We start from the raw sequence: 17,309 nt of genomic DNA on the forward strand, positions 1-17,309 counted from the left end.
CACGCTAGTCCGCGCGCGACTCACCGGGGGTCGCGAAGTCGGCGATCTCGAGCCTGGTCTCGCCGTAGCGGCGCGGTTTCGCGACCGTGAATCCGGCCGGCCAGGAGATCTCCGGCGAGCGCGCGGACCGCTCCACGATCACCATCGCGTCCTCGGACAGCCAGCCGTGGCGCACCAGCGCGACGAGGTCGGCCTCGACGGCCGCGGTGTCCAGGTCGTAGGGCGGATCGGCGAAGACCACGTCGAATTCCGCGGTCGTCCCCTGCGCCAGCACCGTCGCCACCTGACCGACCCGCAGGTCCGCGCCCGGCAGTCCGAGGTCGGCGATATTGCCGCGCACCACCGCCGCCGCCTTGCGGTCGGCCTCCACCAGCACCGCCGCCGACGCCCCCCGCGAGAGCGCTTCCAGCCCGAGCGCCCCCGAGCCCGCGTAGAGGTCGAGCACCCGCAGACCGTCCAGATCCCAGCGCGCCTCCAGCGCGCTGAACAGGGCCTCGCGCACCCGGTCGGAGGTCGGGCGGGTGCCCGCGGGCGGCACCCGCAACCGCCGCCCGCCCGCCGCGCCCGCGACGATCCGGGTCATTCCGAGGACAGGGTCCGGGCGCTCTCGCCCACCGACAGTTCGATGAGCAGATCCCCGCCCTCGACCTGCTGGACCGACCCGATCGCGATCCGGGCCACCGTGCCCGCGCGCGGCGCGGTGATCGCGGCCTCCATCTTCATGGCCTCGATGGTGGCGATCGTGTCACCGGCGGCGACGGTGTCGCCCTCGCTCACCGTCAACGAGACGACGCCCGCGAACGGGGCCGCCACCTGGCCGGGGTTGTTGCGGTCGGCCTTCTCCGCCACCGGCACCTCGCTGGCCACCCGCCGGTCGCGCACCGCCACCGGCCGCAGTTGACCGTTGAGGATGCACATCACGGTGCGCATGCCGCGCTCGTCGGGTTCGGAGATCGCCTCCAGGCCGATCAGCAGCGTCACGCCCTTCTCCAACTGGACGCGGTGCTCCTCCCCGCGGCGCAGACCGTAGAAGAACTGGTTGGCCGACAAGCCCATCGTGTTGCCGTACTTCTCCTGGTGGGCCAGGAATTCGGCGGTCGGGCCGGGGAACAGCAGCCGGTTCAGGGTGGCGCGGCGCTGCGCCGAATCGGCCGAGAGGGCCGCCTCGTCGGCCGGGGACAGCGGGGTCTCCGGCTTCGCCGGGCCGCGGCCTTCCAGGGCCTTGGAGCGGAACGGTTCGGGCCAGCCCCCCGGCGGGGTGCCGAGTTCGCCGCGCAGGAAACCGATCACCGAATCGGGGATGTCGTAGCGGCCGGGGTCGGCGGCGAAGTCCTCCACCTCGACGCCCGCGCCGACCAGCGCCAACGCCAGATCGCCGACGACCTTCGAGGACGGGGTGACCTTGACCAGGCGCCCCAACAGCCGGTCCGCCGCGGCGTATTTGGCCTCGACCTGCTCGAACCGGTCGCCCAGGCCGAGCGCGATGGCCTGCTGCCGCAGGTTCGACAACTGACCGCCCGGGATCTCGTGGGTGTAGACCCGCCCCGTCGGGGCGGGCAGCCCGGACTCGAACGGGGCGTACACCTTGCGCAGCGCCTCCCAGTACGGCTCCAGATCGCACACGTTCGCCAGGTTCAGCCCCGTGTCGAATTCGCTGTGCGCCGCCGCCGCGACGATCGCCGAGAGCGCGGGTTGGCTGGTGGTGCCCGCCATCGCCGCGCTCGCGCCGTCGACCGCGTCCGCCCCGGCCTGCCAGGCGGCCAGGTAGGTGGCGAGCTGTCCGCCCGGGGTGTCGTGGGTGTGCACGTGCACCGGCAGGTCGAACTCCCGGCGCAACGCCGTCACCAACGTCACCGCCGCGGGCGCGCGCAGCAACCCGGCCATGTCCTTGATCGCCAGCACGTGCGCGCCCGCGTTGACGATCTGTTCGGCCAACTTCAGGTAGTAGTCCAGCGTGTAGAGGGTCTCGTTGGGATTCGACAGGTCACCGGTGTAGGACAGCGCGACCTCGGCGAGGGTCGTGCCGGTTTCGCGCACCGCGTCGATCGCCGGACGCATCTGGTCGACGTTGTTCAGCGCGTCGAAGATCCGGAAGATGTCGATGCCGGTGGCGGCGGCCTCGGAGACGAACGCGCGGGTCACCTTCTCCGGGTACGGGGTGTAGCCGACGGTGTTGCGCCCGCGCAGCAGCATCTGCAAGCAGATGTTCGGCACCGCCTCGCGCAGCGCCGCCAACCGCTCCCACGGATCCTCGAACAAGAACCGCAACCCCACGTCGTAGGTGGCCCCGCCCCACGCCTCGATCGACAGCAACTCCGGGGTCAGCCGCGCCACGTGCCCCGCCACGCCCAACAGACCGTTGGTGCGCACGCGGGTCGCCAACAACGACTGGTGCGCGTCGCGGAAGGTCGTATCGGTGACACCGACCGCCTTCTGCTCGCGCAGCGCGCGGGCGAACCCTTCCGGACCGAGCGCGAGCAGTTTCTGCCGCGACCCGTCCGGCGGCGGAACCGACAGATCGATCGACGGCAGTTTGTCGTGCGGGTACACCGTGGTCGGCCGCTCGCCGTGCGGCTTGTTGACGGTGATGTCGGCCAGATAGTTCAGGATCTTGGTGCCGCGGTCGGCCGATTCGCGCAGCCTCAGCAACTGCGGGCGTTCCTCGATGAACGAGGTGGTGACCCGGCCCGCCGCGAAATCCGGGTCGTCCAGGACCGCGAGCAGGAACGGGATGTTGGTGGTCACGCCGCGGATGCGGAATTCGGCCAGTGCCCGCGAGGCCCTGGCGACCGCGGCGGGCAGGTCGCGACCGCGGCAGGTCAGCTTGACCAGCATCGAGTCGAAGTACGCGCCGATCTCCGCGCCCAGGTTCGCGCCGCCGTCGAGGCGGATGCCCGCGCCGCCGGGGGTGCGGTAGGCGGTGATGCGGCCGGTGTCGGGCCGGAAGCCGTTGGCCGGGTCCTCGGTGGTGATGCGGCACTGCAACGCCGCGCCCCGGATGGTGACGGTGTCCTGACTCAGCCCGAGATCCGCGAGGGTCTCCCCGGCCGCGATCCGCAGTTGCGACTGCACCAGGTCGACGTCGGTGATCTCCTCGGTGACGGTGTGCTCCACCTGGATTCGCGGGTTCATCTCGATGAACACGTGGTTGCCGCGCTCGTCGACCAGGAATTCCACCGTGCCCGCGCACGAGTAGCCGATCTGCCGGGCGAAGGCCACCGCGTCGGCGCAGATGCGTTCGCGCAGTGCCGGATCGAGATTCGGCGCGGGCGCGAGTTCGATCACCTTCTGGTGCCTGCGCTGCACCGAGCAGTCCCGCTCGAACAGGTGCATGACCTCGCCCTGCTGATCGGCCAGGATCTGCACCTCGATGTGGCGCGGATTGACCACCGCCTGTTCCAGGAAGACCGTGGCGTCGCCGAAAGCCGACTCCGCTTCCCGCGAGGCCGCTTCGATGGATTCGCGCAGCAGGTCGGGCTCGGCCACCCGGCGCATACCGCGACCGCCGCCGCCCGCGACCGCCTTGACGAAGATCGGGTAGGTCAACTCCGCGGAGGCGGCGAGCAACTCCTCGACGTCGGCGGACGGTGCGCTCGACTTCAGCACCGGCAGTCCGGCCGCCTTCGCCGCCTCGATCGCGCGCGCCTTGTTGCCCGCCAGTTCGAGCACCTCGGCCGAGGGCCCCACGAAGGTGATGCCTTCGCGCGCGCAGGCGGCGGCGAGGTCGGGATTCTCCGAGAGGAACCCGTAGCCCGGATAGATGGCGTCCGCGCCCGCGGTCTTGGCGGCCTCGATGATCGCCTCGATCGACAGGTAGGCCCGGACCGGGTGCCCCTGCTCGCCGATCTGATACGACTCCGCCGCCTTCAACCGGTGCGGGGAATTGCGATCCTCGTACGGGAACACGGCCACCGTCCCGATGCCGAGTTCGTAGGCAGCGCGGAAGGCGCGGATGGCGATCTCACCACGATTGGCAACCAAGACTTTCGAGAACATTGACCCAACGTACCCGGCGATCGGGGCCGGTCCTACACGGAAGTACCATTCGCAGGAATGTTCACAGTGGAGCTAGCAGATTTGCGAAGTTGTGTTCATCGGACGGTCACATGCTGCGGCGATACGCAACCGCTAAGGAAGACCGCTGCCTAGCAGGCTCGCGCGTATGTGCCGGCGGACGCCGTCGGTTCGGCGGCCCGCGCCCGTCCTCCCGCCGCGACCGGCGACACGCTCCCGCCGTCGCCGGCCACACGCTCCGCCGTTTCCGGTGCGACGCGATCGGGCGATCCGGGTCCGCGCGGAACACCACTCGACGGGCGCGAATCGGGGTCCGCGCGCGTCCGCACCCGACCGGGCATCGGAGATCCCCTCACGAACCTCCGGTGCCCGGTCTCGGGCGGCGACTACACCGGCAGGTCGGCTCGATCCTGCCAGAATCCGTTGCGCCGCACCGGGGAACGGTCCTGGCCCGCTTGCTCTGATACCCGCGCGACGGCGATCCGAAACCCGCCGGGCCGCCGATCGCCTCCGGCGGGCGGCGCGAGCCCGCAAACCGCGGGCGTCGACGGCGCGGACGAGTACTATGCAGGTCTTCGCCCACGTCGGGTCCCGTCGGCCATCTTCGCACGCTACGCATGCCCACTGGACGGTCGAACTCCTAGCACACGCTCATATCGGCAAGGAGTTACTGGCGATTCTGCGATGGTTGCGAAGTCGGACGGCTAGGATTCGCCCGTGCGCAAGATGTACGCGGGCGCCCGGTTACGGCGGTTACGCGAAGAACGACGGATGACCCAGGCGGCACTGGCGAAGTCCCTCGATCTATCGCCCAGCTACCTCAATCAGCTGGAACGCGATCAGCGACCGCTCACCATTCCGGTGCTGCTGAAGTTGAACTCCACTTTCGATCTCGACGTGCAGTTCTTCGCCGCCGACTCCGACGCCCGACTCGTCTCCGACCTACACGAAGTGCTGGTCGACGCCGCGGGCGGGGACAGCGCGCCGCTGGCCGAGGTCGAGGAACTGGCCACCCGGCAACCCGAGGTCGCCCGCATCCTGGTCGCGATGCACCGCCGCCTGCGCGCGGCCACCGACCAACTCGACCTGCTGTCCTCGCGGGTCTCCGCCCCGACCGGGGCGCCGGGGGTGCCGATGCCCTACGAGGACGTGCGCGACTTCTTCTACGACCACCACAACCACATCCCCAGCCTGGACCTGGCCGCCGAACAGCTCTACGACGAATCCGGCCTGAGCATCGGCTCACTGGATCGGCAGCTGGCCAGGATCGCCGAAGAACGCGCGGGCGTCACCGTCCTGGTGCGCGGCGACGGGGCCGATCCCGCGATTCCCAAGCGGCACTACGACGCCGAGACCCGCACCCTGACCTTGGCGCGGCGGCTGCGGCCCGGACAGCGGGCCTTCCAGATCGCCACCACGCTCGGATTCCTGTTGTACAGCGACGACATCGACGCCGTCCTGGACGAATCCCCCTCGCTCACCGGCGAATCCAGGGTCCTGGCGCGCATCGGCCTGGCCAACTACTTCGCGGGCGCGCTGGTGCTGCCCTATGGTCGATTCCTGCGCTCGGCCGAAGAACTGCGCTACGACATCGACCTGCTGAGTCTGCGTTTCGAGGTCGGTTACGAAACCATCTGCCACCGGCTGAGCACGCTGCAACGGCAAGGACAGCGCGGGGTGCCGTTCTTCCTGGTGCGCACCGACCGCGCGGGCAACATCTCCAAACGCCAGTCCGCCACCGCCTTCCACTTCTCCCGGGTCGGCGGCAGCTGTCCGCTGTGGGTGGTGCACGAGGCGTTCGCCCACCCCGGGCGCATCCTGACCCAGGTGGCGTCCATGCCCGACGGCAGGCGCTACCTGTGGATCGCGCGGACCGCGATGACCGCCCCGCAGGGATTCGGCACGGCCACCAAGAATTTCGCCATCGGAGTCGGCTGCGACATCGAATACGCCGACCGCCTGGTGTATTCCACCGGACTGCAACTCGACGATCCCGCCGCGGCGGTACCGATCGGCGCGGGCTGCAAGGTGTGCGAGCGGCCGACCTGCCCGCAACGCGCCTTCCCGCAGATCGGCAGCCCGCTGGCGGTGTCGGAGGACCTCAGCACCGACCTGCCCTACCCGCGCCTACCGCGCTGACCGCTCAGGATTTCGCCAGGTACTCGAGCCGTTCGCCGTCGACCGCGGCGTTCATCATCGCGGCCAGGCCGGGGTGCTCGCGCAGACCCGGGTCCGCGCGCACCACCTCGCGGGCGAATTCCTGTGCGGCGGTGATGGTCTCCAGATCGTCGAGCAGTGAGAGCAGGCGCAGCGAGCGCGCCGTGCCGGACTGGGCCGACCCGAGCACGTCGCCCTCGCGGCGCTGCCGCAGGTCCAGCACGGCGAGCTCGAAGCCGTCGGTGGTCCCCGCGACCGCCTCGAGTCGCGTCATCGCCGACCCGCCGGGCGCGGCGTCGGTGACGAGCAGACACAGCCCGGGATGCTTGCCGCGCCCGATGCGCCCGCGCAACTGGTGCAACTGGCTGACGCCGAACCGGTCGGCGTCCACGATGACCATCACCGTCGCGTTGGGCACGTCCACGCCGACCTCGACCACCGTCGTGCACACCAGCACGTCGATGTCGCCGTCGTTGTAGTCGCGCATCACCTGGTCCTTCTCGTCGGCGGGCAGCCGACCGTGCAGCAGGCCCACCCGCAGCGAGGCCAGCGGACCGGTGCGCAGCATGTCGAACACGTCCAGGACGGCCTGCGTGGGCGGCGGTTCCTTCTCCTCGGCCGCACGCCCCTTCTTCGCCTTGCCCTTGGCCGCGCCCGCGTCCTCGTCGTCACCGATGCGCGAGCACACCACATACGCCTGCCGCCCCGCCCCGACCTCCTCGAGGATGCGTTCCCAGGCCCGATCGACCCAGTTCGGGTGCAGGCGGCGCGGCACCACCCGGGAAGTGATGGGCGAGCGGCCGCGCGGCAACTGGGTCAGCGTGGAGGTCTCCAGATCACCGAGGGTGGTCATCGCGATGGTGCGCGGGATCGGGGTGGCCGTCATCACCAGCAGGTGCGGGCTCGTGCCCGCCGTCGCCTTGGCGCGCAGGGCGTCACGCTGTTCCACCCCGAAGCGGTGCTGTTCGTCCACGACCACCATGCCGAGATCGAAGAACTCCACGGCGTCCTGGATCAGCGCGTGCGTGCCGATCACGATGCCCGCCTCACCCGTCACCGCCGCCAGCAGCGCCGCCTTCTTGGCGGCCGTCGACATCGATCCCGTCACCAGGACGATCCGCGTGGCCTGGTCGGCCCCGCCCAGCTCACCGGCCTCGGCCAGATCGCCCAGCATCGCCCGCAGCGACCGGTAGTGCTGGGCGGCCAACACCTCGGTGGGCGCGAGCAGCGCGCACTGGTGGCCCGCGTCGACCACCTGGAGCATCGCCAGCAGCGCCACGATCGTCTTGCCCGAGCCCACTTCGCCCTGGAGCAACCGGTGCGTGGGCTGGGACCGCGACAGGTCCGCCGAGATCTCCTCGACCACCCTGGTCTGTCCCTCGGTCAGCTCGAAGGGCAGCCGCTCCCGGAACGCCGCAGCGATCCCGTCCGCGCGGGGCGGACACGGCCGGGCGATCCGCCCCTCGACCTCGTGACGTCGCTCGGCCAACACCAACTGCAACGCCAACGCCTCGTCGAAGCGCAGCCGCTCCTTCGCGCCGTCGATCTCCGTGCGCGACTCGGGCAGGTGGATCGCGCGCAGCGCCTCGGAGATCCTCATCAGCGAGCGCTCCTCGCGCACCGCCTCGGGCAGCGGGTCGTCGATCGGATCGAGTTGGTCGAGGACCTGCCGGATGCAGGCCAGCAGATCCCAGCTCTGCACCTTGGCGGTGGCCGGATAGACCGGGATGTACTCGCGCTCCATGAACGAGACGTCCACGCCGCCCGCGCCTTTGGCGCTCTCGGCCAGCCCGCGCAGATCGCCGCCGCCGCGCACCCGGGTGAAGGAGCCGACCGACTCGTCCTCGGTCTCGGGCAGGATCAGATAGCCCGGATGCGACAGATTCCAACTGCCGGGCCGCCAGTAGGTCACGGTGCCCGACATCATCGCCCGAACACCGGCTTTGACAACGTATTTCACCTTGTCGCCGTTGAAGAAGGTGACATCGACCGGACGCCCGGCGCCGGTGTCGAGCAGCACCTTCAGCAGCGAACCCCGCCGGTTGCGCATCGGTTTGAGGTCGGTCTTGGTGATCCGACCGATCACGGTGACGTGCGATCCGTCCTCGGGTTCCTCCTCGGTCAGCGGCTGGCCCTGGGTGGCGTAGCGCAGCGGGTAGTGCCGCAGCAGATCCTCGACCGTGGTCATGTCGAACGATTCGGCCAGCGAGTCGGCGGCCTTCGCGCCGAGTACGTGGTCGAGCCGATCACCGAGTGTCGCCATGACTCAATCCTTCGTCCGCCGAGGTCATTCCACCCCGATCTGCACCAGATCACCTTGCTGCCCACCGGGATACACCACGACCTCGACCCCGGGGAAACCGCGCGCGATGTGCGCGGCGAATTCGACGGCCAGTTCCGGCGGAGCGTCCGCGCCCATCAGCAGGGTCACCAATTCTCCACCGAGACCGAGCATCCGATCGAGCAGGACGCCGCCCGCCGCGCGCACGTCCCGGTCGATCACGACCACGTCGTGGCCGACCAACCCGAGTCCGTCACCGGGTTCGCAGGTGCCGACCATGGTCAGCGCCCGATGCTCGGCGGCGCGCAGCGAACCCCACCTGGTGGCCGCGGCCGCCTCCGACATCGCGAACGCGTCGTCGACGGCGATGCGGCCGCGATCGTGCACCGCCAGCGCCGCCAATCCCTGCACCATCGAACCGCTGGGCAGCAACAGCACGTCGCGGTGGATGTCGCGGGCCGCGACGCCGACGGCGACGAGTTCGTGGGCGGGCAACGCGCCGTTGGGCAGCACCAGCACCTCGCGGTTGGGCATGCGCCGGATCGCGGTCAGCAGCGCCGCCGAGGTGACGGGGGTCTCGCCGCCGAGCACCACCGCGCCCCCGGCCTCGAACAACGTCACCGCGCCCGCGCCCGCCGCCACGGCCAGGACCGCGCGATCCACCGGCGTCTCGGGCATGCCCGCGGCGATCCGGGGATGGTGCGGATGGTCGGGTGCGGCGGTGACGGCGAAACTCTCGATGCGGATCGCGCTCACCGTGCCCGCCGCCAGGCCGGCCTCCACGGCCGCGCCCGCGTCGGCGCAGTGCACGTGCGTCGACCAGCAGTGCGCGCCGTCACCCACCACGACCACCGAATCGCCCAACTCGTCGAGGCGATCCCGCAGCGCGGCCACCCGCGTCTCGTCGCTGTCGGCGAGCAGGTACATGACCTCGAAACACGGGGCGGCCGGGTCGGCATCGGCGCCGGGCTCGACCGGGGGTTCCACCGGAACGCGCAGGTAGTCGGGCCGCTCGGGAGCCTCGCCCCGGGTGAGCGAGACCAGACTGTCCAGCAGCACCACCAAACCGCGCGCGCCCGCGTCGACCACACCGGCGGCGCGCAGGACACCGAGTTGGGAGGGGGTGTCGCCGAGCGCCTTGGCGGCGCCGTCGGCGGCGGCCAGCGCCACCTCGGCCGCTGTCGTGTCGGGGCAGGCGGCGGCGCTGGCGGCCGCGCAGTCCAGCACGGTGAGGATGGTGCCCTCGACCGGGGAACTCAACGCCCGGCGAACCAGCGCGGCGGCGCGATGCAGGGCTTCGCGCAACGCGTCCGCGGTGAGCCGGGTGCCGTCGCCCGCCTCGGCGAGACCGCGCAGGACCTGGGACAGGATGATGCCGGAATTGCCGCGCGCGCCCCTGGTCGCGCCGCGTGCCATGGCCGCGGCGACCTCGCGCACCGACGGCCCGGCGTTCTCGCGCGGTGTGGCGGCGGATTCGGCGGGTTCGTCCTCGAAGAGTCGTTCCGCCTCGCGGACCGCCGACCGCATCGTCGCGAGCATGTTGGTGCCGGTGTCGGAATCGGCGATCGGGAAGACGTTTAGGGCGTTGATCTCCTCGCGCCGCTGTTCCAGCCCGGCCAGACAGGTCCAGCCCCAGCGCAGCAGCGCGGCGCCGTCGATCTCGTCCCGCTCGTGGACCACCGTCACCTCACTCCCTGTCGTCTACCTGCACCGCACCGGACTCCGCCAGGTTAGCGGGGCGACCCGACACCGGCCCCGCGACACCGATCGAGTAGGCTCGCCCGGTACCGGGTCGCCCCCGGTGGCCCGTCGGGCCGCTGGTTTGGCGGATCGGGTCGGCGTTGGCTACCCTTGCAGGGTTGCCTCGCGCGGCCTTCCCGGTGTGCGCTGGCCGATATCCGTCGGCGGGGGCACAGCAAGCATCGTTTACGGACGGCTGCCTCGACGCGGCGGTCCCCACTTTGACATGAAGGAGTTCGCGACTATGGCTGCCGTCTGCGACGTCTGCGCCAAGGGCCCCGGCTTCGGGAAGTCGGTCTCGCACTCGCACCGGCGCACCAACCGTCGTTGGAACCCGAACATCCAGACCGTTCGTGCGCAGGTCGCCCCGGGCAACACCCGGCGGATGAACGTGTGCACCTCCTGCCTGAAGGCGGGCAAGGTCGTTCGCGGCTGATTCGCCGCGAGCACCGTCCCTGACGAAGGCATACCCGGTGCGCCGCGGTTCTATCGTCCGGCCCGTTCGCCGACTACGCGCGAGCGGTCGCGGACGGAGCCGCACCGAGCAGGACCGTGACCGAGCCCCGGTACTCCCCGTGAGTGCCGGGGCTCGTTCGTGCGCCGGGAGGCCCGCGTCGTGACCGACCCGCGCATCGTCGCCCTGGACACCGAGCACACCCGCGCCCTGGCCGAATGCCATATCGACTGCTGGCGCGAGGCGTACGCGGATCTGGTGCCGCGTCACGTGCTGGACGCCTTCGACCTCGACCGACGCGCCGCCCAGTGGGAACGCACCCGGGCCCGCGATCCGGGTGACACCTGGGTGGCCTTGGTCGAGCAGGTCGTGGTCGGCTTCGCCAACACCCGTGTCCCGCGCGACGATCCGCCCGCCGCCGACCGGGAACTCGGCGCGCTGTACGTGCGCTCCCCTTGGTACGGCACCGGTCTGGCCGACGCGCTGCTCGATCGCGTGCTGACGCCGCGCCTGTCCCATTCGCTGTGGGTCTTCGCCGAGAATCCACGCGCCCGCGCTTTCTACCGGCGGCGCGGTTTCGTCGCCGACGGTGCGCGCCGGATCGAGGATTTCAGTCCCGCCGAGATGGTGCGGATGGTGCGGGCCGTTCCGCTGTGACTCGGGCGCGGCTAGGGTTGGCGATCATGACCTCCTCCGACAGAACCGAATACGTCAGCGAAGAAAACGGCGTTCTCCGCATCACGATCGCCACCGCCGGCCGCGGCACCTCGATGGACTTCGGCGGCATCAACGCGGGAACCGCCGCGCTGCGTGCCCGTCGCGGTGATCTCGGCGCGGTCCTGCTCACCGGTTCGGGAGCGAATTTCTGCGCGGGCGGCGACGTGCGCGGGTTCGCCGAGGCGGCCGACCGCGGCGTGCACATCCACGGACTCGCCACCGACCTGCACGATTTCGTGCGCGCCCTGGACTCCTGCCCCGCCCCCGTGATCGCCGCCGTGCACGGCTGGGCGGCGGGCGCGGGAATGAGCCTGGTGCTCGCGGCCGATATCGCGATCGGCGGCGAATCCACCAAGCTGCGGCCCGCCTACCCCGGCATCGGCCTGAGCCCGGACGGCGGCATGTCCTGGACACTGCCGCGCGTCGTCGGGTGGGGCCGCGCCAGGGAGATCCTGCTCACCGACGCGGTGCTCGACGCCGAAGAGGCGCGAGACCTGGGCATCCTCAGCCGGATCGTCGCCGACGACGCGGTGTTGGCCGAAGCCGAGGCGCTCGCGGTCGCGGTGGCCGCCGGGCCGCGCACCACGCACGCGAGCATCAAGGCGTTGCTGCGCCGCTCGCCCGCCGCCACGTTGAGCGAACAACTCGACAGCGAACGCCAGAACATCACCGCCGCCGCCGCGGGACCGACCGGACGCGAAGGCGTCGACGCGTTCGTCGCCAAGCGCAAGCCGGACTTCACCGGGCTCACCTGACCGCGCGGCGGTTCAGTCGCGCACGCGCAGCACGAAATTCGCGACGGCGTCGGTGAACGCGTCGTTGTCGTCGCCCGCCGCGGTGTGCGCCGCGCCGCCGATCTCGACCATCTCCGCGTGCGGCACCAATTCCAGGAAGGCCGCCGCGCCTTCGGGACTGACCACGTCCGAACGCATTCCGCGCACCAGCAGCACCGGGATGGTCAAGGTGCGCGCGGCGGTCTCCATCACCTCGGTCATGGTCTCGGGATCGGCGACGCGGCCCGAGAGCATGTCCGGATCCCAGTGCCAGTACCAGCGGCCCTCGCGTTCGCGCAGATTGCGCAGCAGACCGTCGGTGGACTTCGGGCGCGGCCGGTGCGGCATATAGGCGGCGACGGCGTCGGCGGCCTGCTCGACGGTGTCGAATCCGTCGCGGTGCCTGCTCAGGAAGCCGATGACCCGGTCGACGCCCTCCGCCTCGGGCCTGGTGACGATGTCGACCAGTACCAGCGCCGCGATGCCGGCCTCGCCGGGCGCGGCCGCGGTGAGCAGGCCGGTGATTCCGCCCATGCTCGCGCCGACCACGACGGCGGGACGCTCCGGCGTCGCGCCGAGTTGTTCGAGGACCGCGAGCAGGTCGGCGACCATGCTCGCGCGACTGTAGTCGCGATCCTCGGCCCACGCGCTGTCGCCGTGGCCGCGCGCGTCGAGGGTGACCACCCGCATCCCCGCCAGCCCCAGCTTCGCGCCGGTCTGCTTCCAGGAATGTCGGGTCTGCCCGCCGCCGTGCAGGAACACCACCAGCGGGCCGTCCTCGGGACCGAAGTGGTCCGCGGCCAGGTCGATCCCGCCCTTCCCGCGCAGCCGCAGCCGGACCGGTTCGAGCAAGTAGTTCGCATTACTCACGATCCGAGGATCGCACAGTACCGATCCGGTCCGGCGCGGACCTCGCGGAAGAGCCCGGTCAGCAGTTCAGGCGGGTGCCGCTGAAGGTGTTCTGGAACAGGCAGGTGACCTTGGCGTTCACGCCCGAGGAGATGGTCGAGGACCCGGTCGAGGTGAACTCCTCGCCCACGGGGACGGCGGTGGTCGCGGCGTCGGCGGGTTCGAGCTGCAACGGCGCGGCGTTCGCGGCGGCGGCGCCACCGGCCAGCGCGGCGCACAGGGCCAGGGTGGCGGTGGTTCCGCGCACGGCCCGGCGGACGGTCTTGTCGGACATGGATAGGGCTCCTCACTTGTTGCGGTCGAGCGGTAAAGCGGCCCGGTCGGCGCCGGACGGTGGGGGTGGGTCAGGGCAGCCGCCAATCGACGGGTTCGGCGCCCAGTTCGTCGAGCAGTTCGTTGACCCGGGAGAACGGCCGGGAACCGAAGAAGCCGCGCGAGGCCGACAGCGGCGAGGGATGCGCGGATTCGATATAGGGGACTTCGGCGGCCGACAGCGTCGGCTTCAGGGTGCCCGCGTCCTTGCCCCACAGGATCGCGACCAGCGGTTCGTCCCGATCGACCAAGGCGCGAATGGCCTGTTCGGTCACCGCTTCCCAGCCCTTGCCGCGGTGCGAGGCGGGCTGCCCGGGCGCGACGGTCAGGACGCGGTTCAGCAGCAGCACCCCCTGATCCGACCACGGACTCAGGTCACCTGTCGAGGGTGTCGGGTGGCCGAGATCCTTGGCGAGTTCGGTGAAGATGTTGGCCAGGCTGCGCGGCACGGGCTTGACGTCGGGGGCGACCGAGAAGCTGAGCCCCATCGCGTGACCGGGGGTCGGATACGGATCCTGGCCGACGATCAGCACGCGAACGGCGTCGAAGGGACGTTGGAAAGCGCGTAACACGTTCTCGCCGGCGGGTAGATAGCCGCGCCCCGAGGCGTTCTCGGCCCGCAGGAATTCCCCCATCTCGGTGATCCGATCGGCGACCGGCGCCAACGCCCGCGCCCAACCTGGATCGATGATTTCCGACAGTGGTTTCGCACCCATGACCGCACAACCTATCGTGGCTCGGACTCGCCCGCCGAGCCTGCCCCGTCGAAGGATTCCCATCCGAGTGACCCGCTGTGCGCGACTCCGTCGACGGTGACGCCGTGACCTGCGCACACGCGTCCGATGACGAGCCATCCCGCGGGCGGTCGCACGCCCGAGGGCCAGGTGGCCGCGAAGGCGTGCTCCTCACCGCCCGCCAGGATCCATTGCGCCGCATCGGCATCCAGGGCCGCCGCGATCGACTCCAGCGCGGGATCGCCCAGCGCGGCGGAATCCAGGTCGACGCGCACCCCCGAGGCGCGCGCGATATGCCCCAGGTCGGCGAGCAGTCCGTCGGAGACGTCGGTCAGCGCGGTCGGCCGCGCGCCCGCGGCGGGCAGGTCGAGCACCGCGGCGTAGGGCGGACGCGGAACACGGTGCGCGGCAACCGCGTCGGCGAACCTGTCGGCTCCGGCCTCGGCGCTCAACACCGCCAGACCGGCCGCCGACCACCCGAGCCGGCCCGCGACCGCGACCGTATCGCCCTCGCGTGCCCCCGATCTGGTGATCGGCGCGCGGCCGCACAGGTCGCCGAAGGCCGTCACGGAGATCACCAGGTCCGCCGAGCGCACCAGGTCACCGCCCGCGACGGACGCGCCCAGATCCGTCGCCGCCGACCACAGCCCTTCGGCCAGACCGTCGATCACCGCCAACGGCGTATCGGACGGACAACCCAGCGCCACCGTGAACGCCGTCGGCGCCGCACCCATCGCGACCACGTCCGCCGCGTTCTGCGCGATCGCCTTGCGGCCGACATCGCGCGGGCTCGACCAGTCCAGCCGGAAATGGCGGCCCTGCACGAGCATGTCGGTGCTCACCACGAAACGACCGTCCGGCGCGGCGACCAGCGCGGCGTCGTCACCGGGGCCCAGCAGCACCGCGGGCGCGTCCGCCCGGCCCGCGTTAATTCGGTCGATCAGCGCGAACTCGCCCAGCTCACCGACCGTCCTCGGCTCCGCGCCCTCGCTGATGACCCGGCCCCTCTCACGCGCTCGGCCCCGTCCGGCCGCAGGTGCCGTACGGGCGGGAATCGGCTCGACGGTACCCTGTCCAGGGCAATCGAGGCCCACCGAACCCGCGCGCGACCCCGCGGCGAACCGGGTGCGACGACGCGAAAGAAGGTCAACAGCGATGGCGGCGGACAACGACTCGTCCAAGCCCACCGACGACGGCGAGGGTGACGACGAGGACCGCGCCACGCGGGCAGAGGCGGACGGTGCGGGCGGGTACTCCCCCGCGCTGATCGCGACGGCGGTGGCGCTGCCCGTCGTCCTGATCGTCGGCATCCTGGTCGCCGCCGTGATGGCCGCGCGGATGCCCGCCGAACGCGAACCGCTCGCGTTGGGGCCGGTGCCCGCGCCCGCCGCCGACGGCCCCGCCTGCACCGCGTTGCTGCCCGCCCTGCCCGCCGATCTCGGCGACTACACCAAATCCCAACTGGTCGAACCGGCCCCGCCCGCCACCCGGGCCTGGCAACCCGTCGACGGCGGCGAGGCCATCGTGCTGCGCTGCGGCCTGGATCGGCCACTCGAATTCAACCGGGCCTCGCCGTTGCAGGTGGTCAACGGGGTGCAGTGGTTCGAGGTGCGCGATCCGGCGGCCACCTCCGCCACCTGGTTCGCCGTCGACCGCGAGACCTACATCGCCCTCACGGTGCCCGACGGGTCCGGCCCCACCCCGTTGCAGACGGTCTCCGACACCCTGACCGCGACGCTCCCGGCCCGTCCGCTCGATCCCGGCCCGCTGCCGAACTGACTCGATCCCGACCCGCTCACCGTCATGTCGATCCCGGACAGGTGCTGGGCGTCCGGTCGCGTGTCGAGCACCTCGGAGGCCGGCAGGATCATGCCCGCGCAGGACCCGTAGGCGGGCATCCCGTCGCGAAGTCGCTGCCGAACTGACCGGTCGGCCCTGCCGTCCGCTCACCGCGCCCCGTCACACGAGGCCGTGCGCAGCCCACGAGTGACGCGCGCGGTTCAGCGCAGGCCGGTGCCCCGCGCCATCGCGGTCTCGATGAGCACCGACACCAGTTTCGCGTAGTCGATCCCGCTGGCCTCCCACATGCGGGGGTAGAGCGAGATCGCGGTGAAGCCGGGCATGGTGTTGATCTCGTTGAGGACCGGGCCGTTCTCGGTGACGAAGAAGTCGACGCGCGCGAGCCCTTGGCAGTCCAGGGCGCGGAAGGCGCGGACGGCCAGGTCGCGGATCTGCTCGGAGGTGTCGTCGTCCAGGTCGGCGGGGACGTCGAATTCGCAGACGTCGTCGACGTATTTGGTGTCGAAGTCGTAGAACCCGCTCGCCTCGGCCGCGGGCATGCGGATCTCGGCGACCACGCTGGCCTCGACGCGGCCGTCCGGGAATTCCAGTACACCGCATTCGACCTCGCGCCCGACGATGCCCGCCTCGACGATGACCTTCGGGTCGTGGGCGCGCGCCCTCGCGATCGCGGTGTCCAGGTCGGCCCAGTCGGCGACTTTGGTGATGCCGATGGAGGATCCGGCGCGCGCGGGCTTGACGAAGACGGGCAGGCCGAGGTGGTCGCGCTGGGCCGCGGTCAAGGTCTCCACACCGGGGCGCAGCACGATCTGGGTGCCGATGGGCAGACCTTCGGCGGCGAACAGTTTCTTGGTGAATTCCTTGTCCATGCCCGCCGCGCTGGCCAGCACGCCGGGGCCGACGTAAGGAATGCCCGCGAGTTCGAGCATTCCTTGTAAGGTGCCGTCCTCGCCGAAGGGACCGTGCAGGATCGGGAAGACGACGTCGACCGCGCCGAGCGCGACGTCCGGATCGTCGAGGGCGACCAGTCGACCGCCGAGACCGGGGTCGGCGGCCAGGGTGAGGGCGGTGCCGGAACCGTCCACGGAGGGCAGTTCGCCGCCGCGCAAGCCGAGCGCGGCGACCTCGGTGCTGCCGAGCACCCAACTGCCGCCGGTGGTGATGCCGATCGGCACGGCCTCGTACTTCTCCGGATCGAGGTTGCGCAGCACGCTGCCCGCCGACACACACGAGACGGCGTGTTCGTTGCTGCGCCCGCCGAATACCACAGCCACTCTGATCCGATTGGTCATGTTCGAAAACCTACCCGTCCCCACCGCGTGGCACGCGTCATGCCCACCGCGTGGCACGCGTCATGCCCACCGCGTGCCACGCGTCATGCCCACCGCGTGCCACGCGTCATGCCCACCGCGTGCCAC

Annotated in this window: 14 protein-coding genes and 1 pseudogene; 5 read left to right on the forward strand and 10 right to left on the reverse strand. The window is 71.1% G+C overall.

All coding sequences use genetic code 11. The annotated features are described in order from the left end of the window. Positions 1–4 precede the first annotated feature (4 nt). Both rsmD and ON30_RS19175 read right to left on the reverse strand, forming a co-directional pair. Positions 5–583, reverse strand: a complete 579-nt coding sequence (gene rsmD / locus ON30_RS19170) for a 16S rRNA (guanine(966)-N(2))-methyltransferase RsmD (RefSeq protein WP_040708882.1) — start codon at positions 581–583, stop codon at positions 5–7. Next, a complete protein-coding gene (locus tag ON30_RS19175) occupies positions 580–3,996 on the reverse strand; it encodes a pyruvate carboxylase (RefSeq protein WP_040708883.1) in 3,417 nt (1,138 codons plus the stop codon). The genes rsmD and ON30_RS19175 overlap by 4 nt, the downstream gene beginning before the upstream one ends. 735 nt (positions 3,997–4,731) lie before the next feature. Between ON30_RS19175 and ON30_RS19180 the strand changes: the two genes are divergently transcribed. Next, the gene (locus ON30_RS19180; protein WP_040708884.1) at positions 4,732–6,153 is read left to right on the forward strand and encodes a short-chain fatty acyl-CoA regulator family protein; all 1,422 of its coding nucleotides are present in this window, start codon (positions 4,732–4,734) and stop codon (positions 6,151–6,153) included. Between the two features lie 4 nt (positions 6,154–6,157). Here the strand turns inward: ON30_RS19180 and recG are convergent, their stop codons facing one another. Then, the gene (gene recG / locus ON30_RS19185; RefSeq protein WP_040708885.1) at positions 6,158–8,434 is read right to left on the reverse strand and encodes an ATP-dependent DNA helicase RecG; all 2,277 of its coding nucleotides are present in this window, start codon (positions 8,432–8,434) and stop codon (positions 6,158–6,160) included. 24 nt (positions 8,435–8,458) lie between these two features. Further along, entirely contained in the window at positions 8,459–10,132 is a 1,674-nt protein-coding gene (fakA, locus tag ON30_RS19190) for a DAK2 domain-containing protein (RefSeq protein WP_245554140.1), read from the reverse strand. Positions 10,133–10,436: 304 nt separating this feature from the next. Between fakA and rpmB the strand changes: the two genes are divergently transcribed. From rpmB to ON30_RS19205, 3 genes are all read left to right on the forward strand, one after another. After that, entirely contained in the window at positions 10,437–10,628 is a 192-nt protein-coding gene (gene rpmB / locus ON30_RS19195; protein ID WP_011210730.1) for a 50S ribosomal protein L28, read from the forward strand. A gap of 180 nt (positions 10,629–10,808) precedes the next feature. Next, on the forward strand, positions 10,809–11,303 hold the full coding sequence (locus ON30_RS19200; protein ID WP_051029532.1) for a GNAT family N-acetyltransferase: 495 nt from the start codon (positions 10,809–10,811) through the stop codon (positions 11,301–11,303). Between the two features lie 26 nt (positions 11,304–11,329). Continuing rightward, positions 11,330–12,118, forward strand: a complete 789-nt coding sequence (locus ON30_RS19205) for an enoyl-CoA hydratase/isomerase family protein (protein ID WP_040709206.1) — start codon at positions 11,330–11,332, stop codon at positions 12,116–12,118. Positions 12,119–12,130: 12 nt separating this feature from the next. Here the strand turns inward: ON30_RS19205 and ON30_RS19210 are convergent, their stop codons facing one another. From ON30_RS19210 to ON30_RS19225, 4 genes are all read right to left on the reverse strand, one after another. Further along, a complete protein-coding gene (locus ON30_RS19210) occupies positions 12,131–13,006 on the reverse strand; it encodes an alpha/beta fold hydrolase (protein ID WP_051029533.1) in 876 nt (291 codons plus the stop codon). A 58-nt stretch (positions 13,007–13,064) separates the two neighbouring features. Then, the gene (locus tag ON30_RS19215) at positions 13,065–13,319 is read right to left on the reverse strand and encodes a hypothetical protein (RefSeq protein ID WP_040708886.1); all 255 of its coding nucleotides are present in this window, start codon (positions 13,317–13,319) and stop codon (positions 13,065–13,067) included. 70 nt (positions 13,320–13,389) lie between these two features. Beyond that, positions 13,390–14,073 (reverse strand): uracil-DNA glycosylase, encoded by a 684-nt coding sequence (locus ON30_RS19220; protein WP_040708887.1) that lies wholly within the window; start codon positions 14,071–14,073, stop codon positions 13,390–13,392. Positions 14,074–14,084: 11 nt separating this feature from the next. Continuing rightward, a complete protein-coding gene (locus ON30_RS19225) occupies positions 14,085–15,086 on the reverse strand; it encodes a thiamine-phosphate kinase (protein WP_040709209.1) in 1,002 nt (333 codons plus the stop codon). Between the two features lie 160 nt (positions 15,087–15,246). On the opposite strand from ON30_RS19225, the gene ON30_RS19230 reads away from it, so the two are divergent. Next, on the forward strand, positions 15,247–15,870 hold the full coding sequence (locus ON30_RS19230) for a DUF3515 domain-containing protein (protein WP_083911523.1): 624 nt from the start codon (positions 15,247–15,249) through the stop codon (positions 15,868–15,870). 17 nt (positions 15,871–15,887) lie between these two features. Here ON30_RS19230 and ON30_RS41160 read toward each other — a convergent pair. Next, positions 15,888–16,013: pseudogene (locus tag ON30_RS41160) on the reverse strand (pyridoxal 5'-phosphate synthase glutaminase subunit PdxT); the annotation flags it as partial. A 78-nt stretch (positions 16,014–16,091) separates the two neighbouring features. Next, the gene (locus tag ON30_RS19235; protein ID WP_040708889.1) at positions 16,092–17,183 is read right to left on the reverse strand and encodes a D-alanine--D-alanine ligase family protein; all 1,092 of its coding nucleotides are present in this window, start codon (positions 17,181–17,183) and stop codon (positions 16,092–16,094) included. Positions 17,184–17,309 lie beyond the last annotated feature (126 nt).

The organism is Nocardia takedensis NBRC 100417 (genome assembly GCF_000308695.1).
GTDB classification, from domain to species: domain Bacteria; phylum Actinomycetota; class Actinomycetes; order Mycobacteriales; family Mycobacteriaceae; genus Nocardia; species Nocardia takedensis.

Coding starts and splice junctions, on each gene's coding strand:
- ON30_RS19205 (WP_040709206.1), top strand. CDS start 11,330: ATGACCTCCTCCGACAGAACCGAATACGTCAGCGAAGAAAACGGCGTT.
- ON30_RS19175 (WP_040708883.1), bottom strand. CDS start 3,996: ATGTTCTCGAAAGTCTTGGTTGCCAATCGTGGTGAGATCGCCATCCGC.
- rpmB (WP_011210730.1), top strand. CDS start 10,437: ATGGCTGCCGTCTGCGACGTCTGCGCCAAGGGCCCCGGCTTCGGGAAG.
- recG (WP_040708885.1), bottom strand. CDS start 8,434: ATGGCGACACTCGGTGATCGGCTCGACCACGTACTCGGCGCGAAGGCC.
- rsmD (WP_040708882.1), bottom strand. CDS start 583: ATGACCCGGATCGTCGCGGGCGCGGCGGGCGGGCGGCGGTTGCGGGTG.
- ON30_RS19220 (WP_040708887.1), bottom strand. CDS start 14,073: ATGGGTGCGAAACCACTGTCGGAAATCATCGATCCAGGTTGGGCGCGG.
- ON30_RS19230 (WP_083911523.1), top strand. CDS start 15,247: ATGGCGGCGGACAACGACTCGTCCAAGCCCACCGACGACGGCGAGGGT.
- ON30_RS19215 (WP_040708886.1), bottom strand. CDS start 13,319: ATGTCCGACAAGACCGTCCGCCGGGCCGTGCGCGGAACCACCGCCACC.
- ON30_RS19235 (WP_040708889.1), bottom strand. CDS start 17,183: ATGACCAATCGGATCAGAGTGGCTGTGGTATTCGGCGGGCGCAGCAAC.